This window comes from Eubacterium maltosivorans (genome assembly GCF_002441855.2).
Lineage (GTDB): Bacteria > Bacillota > Clostridia > Eubacteriales > Eubacteriaceae > Eubacterium > Eubacterium maltosivorans.
Window position 1 is genome coordinate 4,271,894 of record NZ_CP029487.1, and the last position, 16,648, is coordinate 4,288,541.

The window sequence follows — 16,648 nt, forward strand, 5'->3', positions numbered from 1 at the left end:
AGAAAAAATTTTTCCAAACTGTTTTTTTATAGCTGTGGATATTTTTATTTTAAATAGACTTTTGGTGATAATTTTTACCCTTGAAAAGACAATGAAAACGTATTCTTATAATATTAGAAGTGTTATGCAATATAAAACATATAAAATATTCAGCATAAACTAAAATGATTAATTCAGCTATCTGAACAGCAGGGCAAAGACCTATCTCTTATACAGTATTCGGTTTGATTATTGGGTTTGTCTTGTTAATCCTACCGTAGTTGTTCGATATAATATATTATTTTTAGGAATTATCTCATTTTATTTTGCTTTGTACAATCCAGTTGTAGATATTTTTATAGCAAACGATTAAGACCAGAGTAAAAACAAGGAGAATGAGCCATGAAAAAACAAATAAATAAAAGAAGCTGGCTTTTAATCTGTATTTTAATCAGCTTGGCAACGGTGTTTTCATCCGGATGCAAAAAACAGAAGGAAGTAGAGCCTGCCAGTGTCGAGGGCGCCTTAGCCTATCTGGAGAGTAACTACGGTAAGGATTATTACGAAATAAAACTTTTAAAAGAGAACCATGTTGAACCTTATAGAGAGGCACTGTTCTGCATTGATGGATCCTGTATCTACGGGAACGCTCCAGCAAGGACAGAGACCTGTTATCTGGGCTATTCGCCAAAATTTGACCTGAATTTTTATGTATTTCACAGTACCGACAGCAAGGCCACAGGCACCTATAGCACAACCTTAGGAGAAGAAGTAGAAGAAATTGGAAAATTTGAAAAAGTCAAGACATATGCGAAAAATGTTTTTGGAGAGCGCTATAAGGGAACAAACGTCCATCGCTATTTAGGAGAAAATTTACCGCTTTATGGCGTGAAAGAACTCAAGCCAGTTTATAGTAAACCCAACATTGATGACAGAAGTACCTACAATCGGTTGTTTTTGGAGACAGGGAATCCCTTTTCATCAAACATAATGTATATCAGTAGAAAGTCTTCTAGATTTGCTACCTTTCCTTATTTAAATGTTTATGTTGATTGCTCTTTGAAAGAACTGAACCAACATATGAAGGAGGAACGGCTGATTTTGAAAGCATTAGTACACACATACTCTTTATCGCAAATGACGGCATCTACAACAGACCTTATCTCACACTCGAGATGTTTAATGCGTTAAAGTAAGATCTAAACCTAAAGTAAAAAGGGAGGAGTTAATGGACAGGGGGGAAATCAGAGTAATTGTAACGATTATTGGCACGTAAGGGAGTGTATCAGCGAAGGAACGTCATAAATTTAACACTGACTCAAAGTATTAGGAGGAGTAAATAATAAAAAGTTAGTATCTTTATAAAAATTTAATTATTTTTTTCTGTTTTGAATGAAATGTCAAAACTATAAGACTTTAGAAAACCCTTTTGCTTTCAAAGTGAAAAATTTTTGTTTATTTATCAATGGCAGATTTCAAGCGGGATGTTATAGTGTTATACCTGGCTGCTATTTGGCATGAAAGTCAGATATTTTATCGAATTTATGTTGGATACAGTTTGATTTTAAAACAGATAAAATTCTAATGGGGCAATTTATGATAAAATAATTATAAAATTTGGTGATATATAGATATAATCCAACTTATTTTTTTGAGTGTAGAAGATTATAAAATCGCATAATATCAATGTTTTGTGCTAATCAAAAACGGCAAGAATTTTTCCTGCTGTTTTTTTGAAATAAATCAGGCTAAAAGTTGTGATTTTTTCCCTTATATAGGTAGCGGAAGATTTAAGTTGTTTTTATCCAAATTCCCCAACTTGAACGCAATTATTTTCACGGTCTTTGAAAACTGAATGAAAATTATCTGGATAAAAACCCTTGCTCCGGTATGGAGCGACGTTAGGATGGGCACTTTACGATGAACCATATTTATAAAAAATCGTGGTAGATTTTTCGCGATGACGATGGAGGGAGGGCAATGCGACGGTTATGATCAATGCAAGAAACAGAGATGGTAGTCCTGCCTTTTCACCAAAAGAAATCATGGAGTATATGGGGCATAGCAGTATCAAGACAACAATAAAAGTCTATGCGCATGTTGAAGAAAAAATTCAAAACAAATAAACAAGCAAGTTAGGATTTTTGTTAGAATAAAAACAGCATGAGTGAATGATTTTGAAATTGACAAAATGTATCAAAAGCGAGTGATACACTCAATATTTGATGGCTGTAACATGAACGTTTTCTTATATATAAACAAGCTCGTGAGACAGGTTTGTTAGAGTTTTGTTAGAGAAGTTAAAAAAAACAGTTTAAACCATCCGAAAATGGCTTAAACTGGCGGTTCCTGATTTGGTGGAGACGGTGGGAGTCGAACCCACGTCCGAAAATGCATTCACAGGAGCTTCTCCGAGCGCAGTCATTGATTAACATTCGCCCTGCAGGATCTCCAATGACAAAGGTTCTGCAGAACTAGCCTCTTATGCGTTTGCGGACCGAGGCCCTTCCCCAAACGGTTCCCTACTGTTATGAACGCTGATCTCCAAATCGCAGGTTAAATGGAGGAGCGTGCAGCAATTATTATGCTGCGGTAAGTCTTAATACGGGTTTAGACTGCAATTAAGCAGCTAAAGCCATACCGTAACTTCTGTTTTCTTTTGCGTTTATATTTAAGTGCCACTTTTAACGATGATCAGCGCATCGGCTCGCTACTCAAGCTTCAACATCCCCGTCGAAACCTTTACGTCCCCATTTGGGTATCTCTGAAAGCTAAACGCTGTGCCGCAGGTTTTTCTGGATACGCCGGTTAGCGTCCCGCTCTGCGATGGTGTGCCGTTTATCATAGAGTTTTTTACCCTTTGCCAGTGCCAGCTCAAGCTTAACCCGTCCGTTTTTAAAATACAGGGACAGAGGCACCAAGGTATAGCCCTCGCGCTGCTTAAGCCCAATAAGCTTGCGGATCTGCTGTTTATGCAGGAGCAGCTTTCTCGGGCGCAGGGGGTCTTTGTTATAGATATTCCCGTGCTCGTAAGGGGTAATGTTCATCTGATAAACATAAACTTCGCCGTCTTTGATGTCGGCATGGCTTTCCTTCAGGCTGGCCTTGCCCTGGCGGAGGGATTTGACCTCGGTTCCGGCAAGGACGATTCCACATTCATAGGTTTCTTCGATGAAGTAATCGTGCCGGGCTTTTTTGTTCTTGGCAATGACTTTGACTGAATCGGCCATAGCACCCATTTCCTTTCTTTCAGATAGTGTTTTATTATACCAGAATCAAAGCGATTAATCAAGGGGTAAATTTTGGGGACAGGGGCGGCTTATGGCCGTCCCTGCTTTGGAATCTGGGCAATTTCAAAATCAATCTGCCGGTTGTTGATGTCGGCGTGAGTAAGCTTGACGGTGACGTCCTGCCCCAGTTTGTAGATTTTGCCAAAGCGTTCGCCTACCTGCTGGTGCATTTCCTCATCGTAATAGTAGTAATCGTCCTTAAGGCTCTGGAGACGAACCAGGCCCTCGATGGTGTTGGGCAGCTCGACAAAAAAGCCAAAAGAGGTCACACCGCTGATCTGGGCAGAGAATGTTTCGCCGATATGCCTTGACATATACTCGACCATTTTAATCTTGTCGACCTCACGCTCAATATCATCTGCCCGGCGTTCCCGTTCGGAGCAATGCTTAGCCATTTCATCAATATGGCCCTTCAGGTATTTTATCTCCTTGGGGTTGAGCGCGTGGTCCATAACCCTGGACAGGGTTCGATGGACAGCCAGATCAGGATAACGGCGGATGGGCGAAGTGAAGTGGGTATAATAGTTGGCGCCCAAGGCATAGTGTCCCTTACAATTGCCTTCGTAGACGGCCTGCTGCATGGTCCGCAGCATCAGACGGGTAATGACATTTTCCTCGGAGGAATCTTCAATATCCTTTTGTAGTTTCTGAAAATCTTTCCCCGTCACTGGGGTGTCCTCCTCGCCAAGGCTGAAGCCAAAGCGTCCGATAAAGGTGCGGAAGGCTGTCAGTTTTTCGGGATCGGGCTCCGGATGGTTGCGGAAGATAAAAGGCAGGCCGGTTTTTTCGATATGGGCGGCGACTGTTTCATTGGCGGCCAGCATAAATTCCTCGATAATTCGTTCGGAGATTCCGCGTTCCAAGGCAACAATCTCACAGGGATAACCCTTTTTGTCCAGCGTGATTTTGGGCTCTGGAAAATCAAAGTCGACCGCGCCCCGCTGAATCCGGCGTTCATTATAAAGAATGGACATCAGCTCCTCCATTTGAAAGAGGATGCTCTCAAATGGCTCGAGGGCTGCTGTGCCCCCATCATGGACACCGTCCAACAGCCGGTTTACCTGGCCATAGGTCATGCGGGCAGCCGAGTGAATCACGGATTTGAAAATATCGTAGCTTAAGATATTGCCTTTGCCATCAATTTCCATGATACAGCTCATAGTCAGACGATCCACGTCTGGCTTGAGGCTGCATACGTTGTTGGAAAGATTGAAGGGGAGCATTGGGATGACTTGGTCGATGGCATAAATGCTGGTCCCCCGTTCGTAAGCCTCCTGGTCAATGGCACCCCGTTCGGTGATATAGTGGCTGACATCTGCGATGTGAACGCCCAGCACATAATGGCCCTTTTCATTCATATTCAGAGAGACGGCGTCATCAAAATCCTTGGCGTCGTCACCGTCAATGGTAAAGATCGTCTCGCCTCTCAGGTCAACGCGGTTTTTTAACATTTCGGGTGTGATTGTATCACTCAGCATATTGGCATCCCGGAGAGTCTCCTCGGAAAATTCCATGGGCACATCAAATTCTCTGAAAATGGACAGAACGTCAATCCTCGGGTCGTCAGCGCTTCCGAGAACCTCCACGATACGGCCCTCAGGATTTTGGCCGCCGTCAGGCCAGACCGTTACGCTTACAACAACCTTGTCATTGGTGTGGGCACCGTACATATAGCGTTCGGGGATAAAGATATCTTTATTCAGCTTATCGTTGTCTGGGATGACAAAACCAAAATTTTTGTGCAGCTCGAAACGGCCCACCAGTTTGCTGCGCCCGCGTTCGAGCACTTTGACAATTTCTCCCTCTGCCCGGCGGTCTTTGGCAGCTGTGAGGAGGCGCACCTCCACCCGGTCCATGTCCAGGGCACCGTTCAAGGAGCTGGGGGCAATAAAAATATCCTGATCTATGCTCTCATCGTCCGGGGTCACAAAACCAAAGCCTCTGGAGTGTCCCTGAAGGATTCCGGTAATTCTTTTTTCGTCTTTGATGTTGACATAGCGCTCCTGATGGTCGCAGGCAATTTTGCCCTTCCGAACCATCTCGGTCAGCAGGTTGTTCAGCATCTGTTTATCTTTTTTATTGTGAAGATCCAAAAGGTATGCCAGATCCTTAAAGCGCATCGGCCTGTATCTGGAGCTTTCGATTACGGACTTCACCATCTTTTTTAAGTCTTTTGTTTTCATAATGCCTCATTTTCTGTATAATATATAACCTTTATAGGTTCATTCTAACAGAGTAAAGTCTTAAACTCAATCAATTACATAAAATTAACCGCTGCTCTCAGAAGAAAACAGCGGTTAGAGGGTTAATCCTTTAACGCAGAAATGGACGCAGCGATCTGGGTGGCCTTTTCAAAAACCTCGGGCTGCCTGGATAAATCAGGCTTCATATCTGGCGTGTAGATAATGCTATCCTGGGCCATCAACGCCAGACCGCTCATTTCACAGACGTCGCCCACACCGCAGGTCATACAGGCGATGGGCGTTTGAATATTTAGAAATTCCGGAGCTGGCAGACGATGGTAGTTCACGAAAAAGTCGGTCAGACCTTTCTGAGCGACCTCAGGGCTGGTGCCGGAGGACACCACACAGACAATTTTTTTGAGATTAAGCTTGACGCCCAGGTGACGCAGAGCAAACCAGCGCTCCAGAAAAACATGGGTCATAGCGTTAAAGCCCAGAGAAAACGCGTAGTAGGTGGGAAACCCAAGAATCAGGACATCAGCCTCCATGAGACTGGTCTGAATAGAGTCCCAGCCGTCCTCCTGTACACAGCGGTTGGTATGGACACAGAGCATACAGCCTAAACAGGGGTGCAGCTTATAGTCGCTCAGATAAACAAGCTCCTTCTCGATACCCTCCAGATTATTTGTGAGGTACTCGACGACCTGGGCGGTGCTTCCGTCCCTACGAGGAGAACCAACAACTGATAGAACCTTCATAACAATACTCCCTCTCCCTTATATAATGTAGATATTCTTTAAAAACAATATAGCAGAGAAACCGCTTAAAAACAATGATAAAAAAATGCGAAAAAAGTTTAGAAAAGGTATTGACATTCCTAAAGCATCGTCGTATAATAATGAAGCTGTCGCAAGTGAGACAGCAAGTGAGTGAGAAATCACCACTTCGCATAAAAGTTTTTTTAAAAAAGTTCAAAAAGAGCTTGACATTGAAAAAACAAGATGCTAAAATATAGAAGTTCTCTCCGCAAGAGGGAACAACGATTACAGCGAAAAGCTGTAAGGGTCATAGAAAAGAGAATAGTACCATAAAACCTGAAATTCCAGCTGATGGAAATCAGCAAAGGATAAAAAACGCAAGTGCGATGAACACTTCAAAAAAATCATCACATGAACCAGATCAAAAAGCCGAAAGGCAAACGATAAACTTTTTATTGAGAGTTTGATCCTGGCTCAGGACGAACGCTGGCGGTATGCTTAACACATGCAAGTCGAACGAGAAGATCAGTTAAGAACCTTCGGGGGAATAAGTGATTGGAAAGTGGCGAACGGGTGAGTAACGCGTGGGTAACCTGCCCTATGGAAAGGAATAGCCTCGGGAAACTGGGAGTAAAGCCTTATATTATGGAGAGATCGCATGGTCATTTCATGAAAACTCCGGTGCCATAGGATGGACCCGCGTCCCATTAGCTAGTTGGTGAGATAACAGCCCACCAAGGCGACGATGGGTAACCGGTCTGAGAGGGCGAACGGTCACACTGGAACTGAGACACGGTCCAGACTCCTACGGGAGGCAGCAGTGGGGAATATTGCGCAATGGGGGCAACCCTGACGCAGCAATACCGCGTGAGTGAAGAAGGTTTTCGGATCGTAAAGCTCTGTTATTGGGGAAGAAAACATGACGGTACCCAATGAGGAAGTCCCGGCTAACTACGTGCCAGCAGCCGCGGTAATACGTAGGGGACAAGCGTTGTCCGGAATGACTGGGCGTAAAGGGCGCGTAGGCGGTCTGATAAGTCAGATGTGAAAGGTACCGGCTCAACCGGTGACGTGCATTTGAAACTGTCAGACTTGAGTATTGGAGAGGCAAGTGGAATTCCTAGTGTAGCGGTGAAATGCGTAGATATTAGGAGGAACACCAGTGGCGAAGGCGGCTTGCTGGACAAATACTGACGCTGAGGTGCGAAAGCGTGGGGAGCGAACAGGATTAGATACCCTGGTAGTCCACGCCGTAAACGATGAATGCTAGGTGTTGGGGAAACTCAGTGCCGCAGTTAACACAATAAGCATTCCGCCTGGGGAGTACGACCGCAAGGTTGAAACTCAAAGGAATTGACGGGGACCCGCACAAGCAGCGGAGCATGTGGTTTAATTCGAAGCAACGCGAAGAACCTTACCAGGTCTTGACATCCTCTGACAATCCCAGAGATGGGACGTTTCCTTCGGGAACAGAGAGACAGGTGGTGCATGGTTGTCGTCAGCTCGTGTCGTGAGATGTTGGGTTAAGTCCCGCAACGAGCGCAACCCCTGCCTTTAGTTGCCAGCATTGAGTTGGGCACTCTAGAGGGACTGCCGTAGACAATACGGAGGAAGGTGGGGATGACGTCAAATCATCATGCCCCTTATGACCTGGGCTACACACGTGCTACAATGGTCTGAACAGAGGGCCGCGAAACCGCGAGGTGAAGCAAATCCCTTAAAACAGATCCCAGTTCGGATTGCAGGCTGCAACTCGCCTGCATGAAGTTGGAGTTGCTAGTAATCGCGGATCAGAATGCCGCGGTGAATGCGTTCCCGGGTCTTGTACACACCGCCCGTCACACCACGAGAGTTGGCAACACCCGAAGCCCGTGAGAGAACCGTAAGGACTCAGCGGTCGAAGGTGGGGCTAGTAATTGGGGTGAAGTCGTAACAAGGTAGCCGTATCGGAAGGTGCGGCTGGATCACCTCCTTTCTAGGGAACAGGAAGTCATGGTACTATTTTCTTTTGTATGACCCAAAGTCATACAGCACAATGATGATACGGGGGTGTAGCTCAGTTGGGAGAGCACCTGCCTTGCAAGCAGGGGGTCAGGAGTTCGAATCTCCTCATCTCCACCATATTATCATCAAAACCAATTGCGGGGGCGTGGCTCAGTTGGGAGAGCGTCTGCTTCGCATGCAGAAGGTCAGGAGTTCGAGTCTCCTCGTCTCCACCATATTTAAAAAAATAAATATGGGCTTGTAGCTCAGGTGGTTAGAGCGCACGCCTGATAAGCGTGAGGTCGGAGGTTCAAGTCCTCCCAAGCCCACCATGATAAAACATCATATTGGTCATTGAAAACAACATAAAGAAAAAAGAGTAAAGAGCAAATATTAAACAAAGTAAAACTTCTTAATAAATGCAATTTCAAAAACAACATTCTTTTGAGCTCAGAAAGAGAACAAAAGAAAAACGAAATGCGAAAGCATTCGTGGAGATCAAGAAACAAAGAGCACAGGGCGAATGCCTTGGCACTGGGAGCCGAAGAAGGACGCGACAAGCTGCGAAAAGCCACGTTTAGGAGCACATATCCGACGAGACGTGGATGTCCGAATGGGGAAACCCGGCGGTTAGAAGAACCGTCACCGTTAAGTGAATCCATAGCATAACGGAGGGAACCCGGGGAACTGAAACATCTTAGTACCCGGAGGAAAAGAAAGAAACATCGATTCCTTAAGTAGCGGCGAGCGAACGAGGAAAAGCCCAGAATCCAACAATCATTTCCGTTTAGCAGAAGGGCATGGGAAGGCCCCGCAAAGAGCGTAAGACGCGCGTAAGCGAAAAGCCGAAATGAGGAGATTCAACGAGTACCACGGGACACGTGAAACCCTGTGGGAAGATGGGGGGCCCACCCCCCAAGGCTAAATACTACCCAGTGACCGATAGCGGAAAGTACCGTGAGGGAAAGGTGAAAAGAACCCCGGGAGGGGAGTGAAATAGAAACTGAAACCCTGTGCTTACAAGCAGCTGGAGCGCAAGTGACAGTGTGCTTTTTGTAGAACGGGCCAACGAGTTACGGTATGTAGCGAGGTTAAGCACTTCAGGTGCGGAGCCGAAGCGAAAGCGAGTCTTAAGAGGGCGACGAGTTGCATGCTGTAGACCCGAAACCGTGTGATCTATCCATGACCAGGGTGAAGCTTGGGTAAAACCAAGTGGAGGCCCGAACCAGTGTCTGTTGAAAAAGGCTTGGATGAGTTGTGGATAGGGGTGAAATTCCAATCGAACACGGAGATAGCTGGTTCTCCCCGAAATAGCTTTAGGGCTAGCGTTCTGTGATGAATGACGGAGGTAGAGCACTGAATTGGGTAGGGGGCGTCAAGCTTACCGAACCATATCAAACTCCGAATGCCGTCCATTTTAACAGGGCAGTCAGACAGTGGGAGATAAGTTTCATTGTCAAAAGGGAAACAGCCCAGACCATCCGCTAAGGTCCCCAAGTACTGATTAAGTGGGAAAGGATGTGTCACTGCACAAACAACCAGGATGTTGGCTTAGAAGCAGCCATACATTTAAAGAGTGCGTAATAGCTCACTGGTCGAGTGGTGGTGCGCCGAAAATGAACGGGGCTAAAATCAGGCACCGAAGCGATGGATTGTGCCGTAAGGTACAGTGGTAGGGGAGCAATCTCTTAGGGGCGAAGCTTAATCGAAAGGTTCAGTGGACTTAAGAGAAGAGAGAATGTTGGCATGAGTAGCGAAAGTGAAGTGAGAATCTTCACCATCGAAAGCCCAAGGTTTCCTGAGGAAGGCTCGTCCGCTCAGGGTTAGTCGGGGCCTAAGCCGAGGTCGAACGACGTAGGCGATGGACAACTGGTTGAAATTCCAGTACTACCTCAATGCGTTTGAGAGATGGAGTGACACAGAAGGATAAGCGAACCCGGCCATTGGAAGAGCCGGGGCAAGCAGTGAGACTGGAAAGAGAGGCAAATCCCTTTTTCCCCAAGGTCAAGCTGTGATGCGGAACGAAAAATAAGTAGGGAAGTCGCCGATTTCACGCTGTCAAGAAAAGCTTCTATCGAGCAAAGAGGTACCCGTACCGTAAACCGACACAGGTAGGCGAGGAGAGAATCCTAAGATGAGCGGGAGAAGTGTTGTTAAGGAACTCGGCAAAATGACTCCGTAACTTCGGGAGAAGGAGTGCCCCCTCGGGGGCCGCAGAGAAGAGGCTCAAGCGACTGTTTAGCAAAAACACAGGTCTCTGCTAAATCGAAAGATGACGTATAGGGGCTGACGCCTGCCCGGTGCTGGAAGGTTAAGGGGAGTGCTTAGCGCAAGCGAAGGTGCGAACTTAAGCCCCAGTAAACGGCGGCCGTAACTATAACGGTCCTAAGGTAGCGAAATTCCTTGTCAGGTAAGTTCTGACCCGCACGAAAGGCGTAACGATTTGAGCGCTGTCTCGACAACACACCCGGTGAAATTGTAGTACTCGTGAAGATGCGAGTTACCCGCGACAGGACGGAAAGACCCCGTAGAGCTTTACTGTAGTCTGGCATTGAGTTTTGATATAACATGTACAGGATAGGTGGGAGGCAGAGAAGCATGCACGCCAGTGTGTGCCGAGCCATTGTTGGGATACCACTCTTGTTATATTGGAATTCTAACGCGTTGCCGTCAACCGGCAAGCGGACAGTGTCAGATGGGCAGTTTGACTGGGGCGGTCGCCTCCTAAAAAGTATCGGAGGCGCCCAAAGTTACCCTCAGGATGGTTGGAAACCATCTGTAAGAGTGCAAAGGCAGAAGGGTGATTGACTGCGAGAGAGACATCTCGAGCAGAGACGAAAGTCGGGCTTAGTGATCCGGTGGTTCCGAGTGGAAGGGCCATCGCTCAACGGATAAAAGCTACCTCGGGGATAACAGGCTTATCTCCCCCAAGAGTCCACATCGACGGGGAGGTTTGGCACCTCGATGTCGGCTCGTCTCATCCTGGGGCTGAAGCAGGTCCCAAGGGTTGGGCTGTTCGCCCATTAAAGAGGCACGCGAGCTGGGTTCAGAACGTCGTGAGACAGTTCGGTCCCTATCCGTCGTGGGCGTAAGATATTTGAAAGGAGCTGTTCCTAGTACGAGAGGACCGGAATGGACAAACCGCTGGTGCACCAGTTGTTCCGCCAGGAGCATCGCTGGGTAGCTAAGTTTGGAAGGGATAAGTGCTGAAGGCATCTAAGCACGAAGCCCCCCTTAAGATAAGATATCTCATTCGAAAGAAGTAAGGCCTCTGGAAGACGACCAGGTAGATAGGCTGGAGGTGGAAGTGCAGCAATGTATGGAGCTGACCAGTACTAATCGGCCGAGGTCTTGATCCCATCAAGACATTTTGAAAACTCTTTTCCTTTATGTTGTTTTGAGTGACCAACACTTTTGTCCAAAGCATGAAAGGCTTTGGTATGCAGCTGAGCGCAAGCGAAGCAAAGGTACAAAAGCGAACGCATTTTTCAAAGAAAAGCATCTTGAACAGATAGGAAGCTTTGCTTTGAAAAATACGATCCTTATAATTGAATAAAAACACAAGATTGATCTCGTGATGATGGCGAAGGGGAAACACCTGTTAACATACCGAACACAGAAGTAAAGTCCTTCAGCGCTGAAAGTACTTGGTGGGCAACTGCCTGGGAGGATAGGACATCGCGGGGTCTTAAATAATCCTCAGTAGCTCAACGGTGGAGCACTCGGCTGTTAACCGATAGGCTGTAGGTTCGAATCCTACCTGGGGAGCCATTTGAAGACAAACGGATATGGAGAAGCAGGAATTTTCCATATCCGTCTTTTTAAGCCAAAGCAATTTGGCCCCTTGGTCAAGCGGTTAAGACACCGCCCTTTCACGGCGGTTACGGGGGTTCGAATCCCCCAGGGGTCACCATTTTTAGTTTTAAAGTTCCTATTTTTAACACCATGCGGCCTGGTAGTTCAGTTGGTTAGAATGCCAGCCTGTCACGCTGGAGGTCGAGAGTTCGAGTCTCTTCCAGGTCGCCATTTTTTATATTACCAATTTATGTGACCCATTAGCTCAGTTGGTAGAGCATCTGACTTTTAATCAGGGTGTCGGGCGTTCAAGTCGCCCATGGGTCACCATTTTAGAAGATATAGCAGCTGTGAAAACAGTTGCTTTTTTTATTTTTTAGAGAAACAAGCCAGGCGGCTTGAATGCTGAGAGGGGAACATGGCGCGCTGTTTTGGCACGTCATCTCACGGGGATTTGGTGAAAAATTGGGCCGAAGCTGAGTGCACAGCATGGTGTGTCGTTTTGGCATGTCGTCTTATTCCATTAAAAAGGAACCTTTGGCTGGATCTGCCAAAGGTTCTTTGTTTTGATAGCTTGGGCTAGATGGCCCAGTCGCCGTTCACAAAGATGGGCACTTCGGTGCCGTCGGCCTGGATACCGGTAATGCTCAGGTCTTCGGTGCCGACCATGAAATCAACGTGGGTGGTGGAATAGTTGAGACCAGCCTTTTTAAGCTCGTCCACGCTCATGCTGGAGCCGTCTTTGACACAGGTGGGATAGGCGGCTCCAAGGGCAAAGTGGCAGGAGGCGTTTTCGTCGAACAGGGTATTGTAAAACAGGATATCCATATTGGAAATGGGGGAGTGGTAGGGAACGAAGGAGATCTCACCCAGGTAATTGGAGCCTTCGCTGGCTTCGACGAGGTTTTTGAGGGCTTCTTCGCCGGTTTCGGCCTGGTAGCTTACGACCTTGCCGTCTTTAAAGGTCAGTGAGAAATTGTCGATGAGCTGGCCATTGTAGACGAGGGGATGGGAGCTGACCAGTGTGCCGTTGACCTTGTCCTTATGCGGGGCGGAGAACACTTCCTCGGTGGGGATATTGGGGAAGAATTCGACGCCGTCTGCGGCTTTTTCACTGCCGCCGGCCCAGATATGGTTTTCGGGCATGCCGACCTCAATGTCGGTGCCCAGGCTGTTTTTATAGATGAATTTGACGAACTGGCTGTTGTTGAGGAAACGGGTTTTATCCTCAAAGCTTTTGTTGAACTGGTGCCAGGCGGCAACGGGGTCGTCCTGGTCGGCCCGGGTGGCCTTGAAGATGGAATCCCAGAGCATATCGACAGCGGTTTCGGGCTCGACGCCGGGGAATACCTTGGTGGCCCAGCCGACTGTGGGCACAGAGACGACACACCAGCGGCATTCGTTGTTCATCATAGCCATGTGGTAGGCTTCGGTGGCGCTCTGGATGGCGGCTGAGGCGGTTTTGATCTTTTCGGGGTCGACGTCCTTCAGGAGGTCGGGGTCGTCGGCGTAGACAGAGATCATGGCTGAGCCTTTTTCGACCACGGCGTTCTGCTTGGCCACGAACCAGTCGGGCACTTCTTTAAACACGTCGAGGTCGGCGTATGTATAGCGGATTTTGCTGAATTTTTCGTCGCTGTAATTGATGCTGACGTCTCTGGCGCCGGCCTTGTAGGCTTCTTCGGCCAGGGCTCTGGCGAACGCGTTGCACTCGATGGGGGAATTGACGACCAGGTTCTGGTCTTTTTGAATGTTGACGCCAATGCGGACAGCCAGTTTAGCCAGCTTTTGTAAATTTTCTTTCTGCATGATTATCTCCTTTATAGATAGTAGGGTTTTTTACCATAGAGTAAATTCTGTAAAAAATCGAGGGTATCGGCATCGGGCATGGTCTTGTTGGAAAGCTCCTTGTCAAAAACCATGAGCTGCCGGGTTCTGGTGTTGTAGAAAGGCCAGAACATCATATTTTTGTACTCGCCGCCAGTGTTTGGGTTGCCGGTTTTCATAAAATTGGTCCAGTGGGTCTGCATCTGGTCGGACAGGATGCTGATTTTGCTGATGCGCATTTTTCCGATGGCGTTGCCGAACACAAAGGGCAGCTCCAGGGAGTGGGCGGTGTCGAGCCCGACAATTTTAAGAATGGCCGGATCATAGTTAAAGTTATAGAAAAACACGCTGCGCCCGGCGTCGGCAAAGTAGTCGGCGATGATGCGCATGCCCAGGATAAAGCCGGTGTGGGTAAAGATGGCTTCGAGCTGGCGTTCGGCTTTGCGCTCGTCCTCGATGGGGAAGCGCTCAAACACAGCGGGGGCGTTGTCGGCGCCGAAGAGATCATAGATCATCATCTGGTAGGAGCCAAAGTTGTTGTTGCTCTTGAAGAACAGGGTGGCCTCGTTGGTGTTGTAGCCGATGAGCAGATCGACGGCGTTGTAGTCGCCGTTTTTCAGGGCCTGTATGGGGTCCTTTGGCAGGATGACGCCGTCGAATACGGGCCAGAAGGAGAAACGCAGGGGCAGGGCGCGGTCGGCCTTGATCATGGACAGGTAGGCCATGGCCTCGGCCGGTGCTTCCCGGAGTTTTTCAAGCCCCTCTGGGCTGTCGTCTGCGCCGAAGATCTGGGCAAAGTCTTTACCCATGGCAATGGATTTTGCGAGGTTGCCCTTGGCCCGGGTGCAGAAGGCTCCGATGGACAGGATGGAGCCGCTCTCGACGATGGCCCGGTGGAACAGGCCCCTGGTCAGCGGGCTGAGCAGCAGGCCGGTCACGCTGAAGGCGCCGGCGGACTCGCCGCCCAGGGTGATGTTTTCGGGATCGCCGCCGAAGGCTTCGATGTTTTCCCGCACCCACTTCAGCGCCTGAATCTGGTCGAGGAGGCCGAGGTTGCCGATGCTGCCGGATTCTTCTGCCATGGCCCCGAGGGCTAAAAAGCCGAAGGCGCCGAGGCGGTAGTTAAAGGTGACGACCACCACGCCCCGCCCGGCCATATTGGCGCCGTCGAACATGAGCTCGGAACCGGAACCGGTGGCAAAGCCGCCGCCGTGGACGTAGACATAAACGGGGAGCTTTTCCCCGGGCTCGGTGGCGGGTGTCCAGACGTTAAGGTACAGGCAGTCCTCGCTTTTTCCGACGGCGCTATACATGGGCGGCAGGTCGGCCAGAATGCCGCCGAACTGGAGGCATTTATCGCTGAATTCAAAGCATTCGCGCGGGCTGATCCAGGCCGGGGCGGGCTCTGGCGGCCGGAACCGCAGGGGGCCTACCGGAGGTTTGGCAAAGGGAATGCCCTTGTAGCTGGTGACGTTTTTCCGGAAAACGCCGGTCACAGGGCCGCAGGGCGGATAGATGGTGGGCTTGGGGGGCAGGGGAGCTTCTGCATTGGGGATCATGTTAAAGTTCAGATTCATAAGGCCTCCTTTTCGGCGATGATGACAGGGTTTTGGGTGTAGTCGCGGTGGTAATGGTACTGCTTTTCACAGAACAGGCTGTACAGGTCGGTGGCGCGGGCGTCGAAATCGAAGCAGGCGCGCTGGTCGGGGTTCAGCCTTGTGATATTGGCGCGGGTGTTGGTGATAACGGGCAGGCCGTCCTGCTCGTGGATGGCCCTTAGCAGCGCCCGGCCTTTTTCGTTAAAGCCCAGAACCCGGAGGCAGGGCACAAAGCCGGGGTCTGCGAAGCGGCTGAGATCGGCGGACTCAAAGCCCATGGACAGAGCCATTAAAATACGCCGTATCCGGCTTTTGGGCGCGCGTTTTGAGGTGAGGGTATCCACAATGCTGTCGTAACGGCTGTCTGCCTCCAGGGCTTTTTTAAGCTTGAATTCGAGGCCTTTTTCCATGTAGGGCAGAGTTCTGAAGCGGCTGAGGTCCTGGGAGTGGATCTGGCTGAGCAGGGCCTTGGCGTAGCTTTCCTCCCAGGGGACGCGGGCTTTTTGCATATAGCTTAAGAGCAGGCTGGGATCGTATGGCAGCAGGGGCGCCAGGGCCGGGGCGCTGACGCCCGGCGCGGCCAGCAGCTGCCGGATGGCGGTGGCGCTGGCAAAGCGGCTCTGGGCGTCGGTGTCGTGGTAGGCGTTTCCCTGCCGCTTTATGGTGACGGGCCGGATGGTGCTGTGGGTGCGGAGCAGGGCTTTGAGATATTCTATACCCAGAATATTGTTGGGCTCCCGCAGATAAAATGCGGATTTTTCGCCTTTAGTAGCTTTAAAAGCAAGCTCCCGGGCCTTTGGAAAGGCCAGGCCCTGGCCGAGGGCGGCCTTGAGGGCGTCTCTGAAGGCGGGCGTCTCAAAGGCGAGGCTCTGGGCCACGTCGCTCAGGGCCTCGAGGTCGCCGGCCTCGGAGCCAAAACAGAGGGTGTCGCACACGCCGGTGGCGTTTAGGATTTTGACGGCGCCGGCGGCAAAGTACTCGGCGCTCTGGGCGGCGTAACAGAAGGGAAGCTCGCAGACCAGATCGGCCCCGGACAGCAGGGCGGTGCGGGCGCGCAGCCATTTATCGGCTACGGCAAAGGTGCCCCGCTGGACCACGCTCCCGCTCATGAGCGCCAGGGTATGGGTGCTGCCGGCGGCCTTTTTTCCTGCCTGTATCTGGTAGGCGTGGCCGTTGTGAAAGGGGTTGTATTCGCAGATGATGGCCTGGGTTTGCATGGTTTCCTCCAACTGAGC

8 protein-coding genes, 7 tRNA genes, 3 rRNA genes and 1 other RNA gene are annotated in these 16,648 nt (G+C 49.3%); 12 read left to right on the forward strand and 7 right to left on the reverse strand.

Annotation, left to right across the window (positions count from 1 at the left end; all coding sequences use genetic code 11):
- Positions 1 to 381: 381 nt before the first annotated feature.
- Both CPZ25_RS19910 and CPZ25_RS21075 read left to right on the forward strand, forming a co-directional pair.
- A complete protein-coding gene (locus tag CPZ25_RS19910; RefSeq protein ID WP_058695256.1) occupies positions 382 to 1,170 on the forward strand; it encodes a hypothetical protein in 789 nt (262 codons plus the stop codon).
- A gap of 800 nt (positions 1,171 to 1,970) precedes the next feature.
- Complete coding sequence (locus CPZ25_RS21075) at positions 1,971 to 2,105, forward strand: hypothetical protein (protein WP_263422125.1); 135 nt, start codon at positions 1,971 to 1,973, stop codon at positions 2,103 to 2,105.
- Positions 2,106 to 2,334: 229 nt separating this feature from the next.
- Here the strand turns inward: CPZ25_RS21075 and ssrA are convergent.
- The 4 genes from ssrA to CPZ25_RS19930 all read right to left on the reverse strand — a co-directional run bounded on the left by ssrA (position 2,335) and on the right by CPZ25_RS19930 (position 6,210).
- Positions 2,335 to 2,731: a transfer-messenger RNA gene (ssrA, locus tag CPZ25_RS19915) on the reverse strand.
- Between the two features lie 19 nt (positions 2,732 to 2,750).
- Entirely contained in the window at positions 2,751 to 3,209 is a 459-nt protein-coding gene (smpB, locus tag CPZ25_RS19920; protein WP_013381200.1) for an SsrA-binding protein SmpB, read from the reverse strand.
- A gap of 89 nt (positions 3,210 to 3,298) precedes the next feature.
- Positions 3,299 to 5,452, reverse strand: coding sequence for a ribonuclease R (gene rnr, locus CPZ25_RS19925; RefSeq protein ID WP_096920873.1), 2,154 nt, complete (start codon positions 5,450 to 5,452; stop codon positions 3,299 to 3,301).
- A 122-nt stretch (positions 5,453 to 5,574) separates the two neighbouring features.
- A complete protein-coding gene (locus CPZ25_RS19930) occupies positions 5,575 to 6,210 on the reverse strand; it encodes a flavodoxin family protein (protein ID WP_096920874.1) in 636 nt (211 codons plus the stop codon).
- A gap of 451 nt (positions 6,211 to 6,661) precedes the next feature.
- On the opposite strand from CPZ25_RS19930, the gene CPZ25_RS19935 reads away from it, so the two are divergent.
- From CPZ25_RS19935 to CPZ25_RS19980, 10 genes are all read left to right on the forward strand, one after another.
- Positions 6,662 to 8,185 (forward strand): 16S ribosomal RNA (locus CPZ25_RS19935).
- A 70-nt stretch (positions 8,186 to 8,255) separates the two neighbouring features.
- Positions 8,256 to 8,331: transfer RNA gene (locus CPZ25_RS19940), tRNA-Ala, on the forward strand.
- A 22-nt stretch (positions 8,332 to 8,353) separates the two neighbouring features.
- Positions 8,354 to 8,429, forward strand: a tRNA-Ala gene (locus CPZ25_RS19945).
- Positions 8,430 to 8,448: 19 nt separating this feature from the next.
- Positions 8,449 to 8,525 (forward strand) — tRNA-Ile (locus tag CPZ25_RS19950).
- 164 nt (positions 8,526 to 8,689) lie between these two features.
- Positions 8,690 to 11,552 (forward strand): 23S ribosomal RNA (locus CPZ25_RS19955).
- A 211-nt stretch (positions 11,553 to 11,763) separates the two neighbouring features.
- Positions 11,764 to 11,880: ribosomal RNA gene (gene rrf / locus CPZ25_RS19960) — 5S ribosomal RNA — on the forward strand.
- The 16S, 23S and 5S rRNA genes sit together here with 7 tRNA genes alongside, the layout of an rRNA operon.
- Before the next feature lie 9 nt (positions 11,881 to 11,889).
- Positions 11,890 to 11,964, forward strand: a tRNA-Asn gene (locus CPZ25_RS19965).
- 67 nt (positions 11,965 to 12,031) lie between these two features.
- Positions 12,032 to 12,106: transfer RNA gene (locus tag CPZ25_RS19970), tRNA-Glu, on the forward strand.
- Positions 12,107 to 12,142: 36 nt separating this feature from the next.
- Positions 12,143 to 12,219 (forward strand) — tRNA-Asp (locus CPZ25_RS19975).
- A 23-nt stretch (positions 12,220 to 12,242) separates the two neighbouring features.
- A tRNA-Lys gene (locus tag CPZ25_RS19980) sits at positions 12,243 to 12,318 on the forward strand.
- Between the two features lie 249 nt (positions 12,319 to 12,567).
- Here CPZ25_RS19980 and CPZ25_RS19985 read toward each other — a convergent pair.
- Genes CPZ25_RS19985 through CPZ25_RS19995 form a run of 3 tightly spaced genes read right to left on the reverse strand, consistent with a single transcriptional unit; the run spans position 12,568 to position 16,630 of the window.
- The gene (locus tag CPZ25_RS19985; RefSeq protein ID WP_096919250.1) at positions 12,568 to 13,797 is read right to left on the reverse strand and encodes an aminopeptidase; all 1,230 of its coding nucleotides are present in this window, start codon (positions 13,795 to 13,797) and stop codon (positions 12,568 to 12,570) included.
- An 11-nt stretch (positions 13,798 to 13,808) separates the two neighbouring features.
- On the reverse strand, positions 13,809 to 15,392 hold the full coding sequence (locus CPZ25_RS19990; protein ID WP_096919251.1) for a carboxylesterase/lipase family protein: 1,584 nt from the start codon (positions 15,390 to 15,392) through the stop codon (positions 13,809 to 13,811).
- Positions 15,389 to 16,630, reverse strand: coding sequence for a tRNA(Met) cytidine acetate ligase (locus CPZ25_RS19995; RefSeq protein ID WP_096919252.1), 1,242 nt, complete (start codon positions 16,628 to 16,630; stop codon positions 15,389 to 15,391). The genes CPZ25_RS19990 and CPZ25_RS19995 overlap by 4 nt, the downstream gene beginning before the upstream one ends.
- Between the last annotated feature and the right edge of the window lie 18 nt (positions 16,631 to 16,648).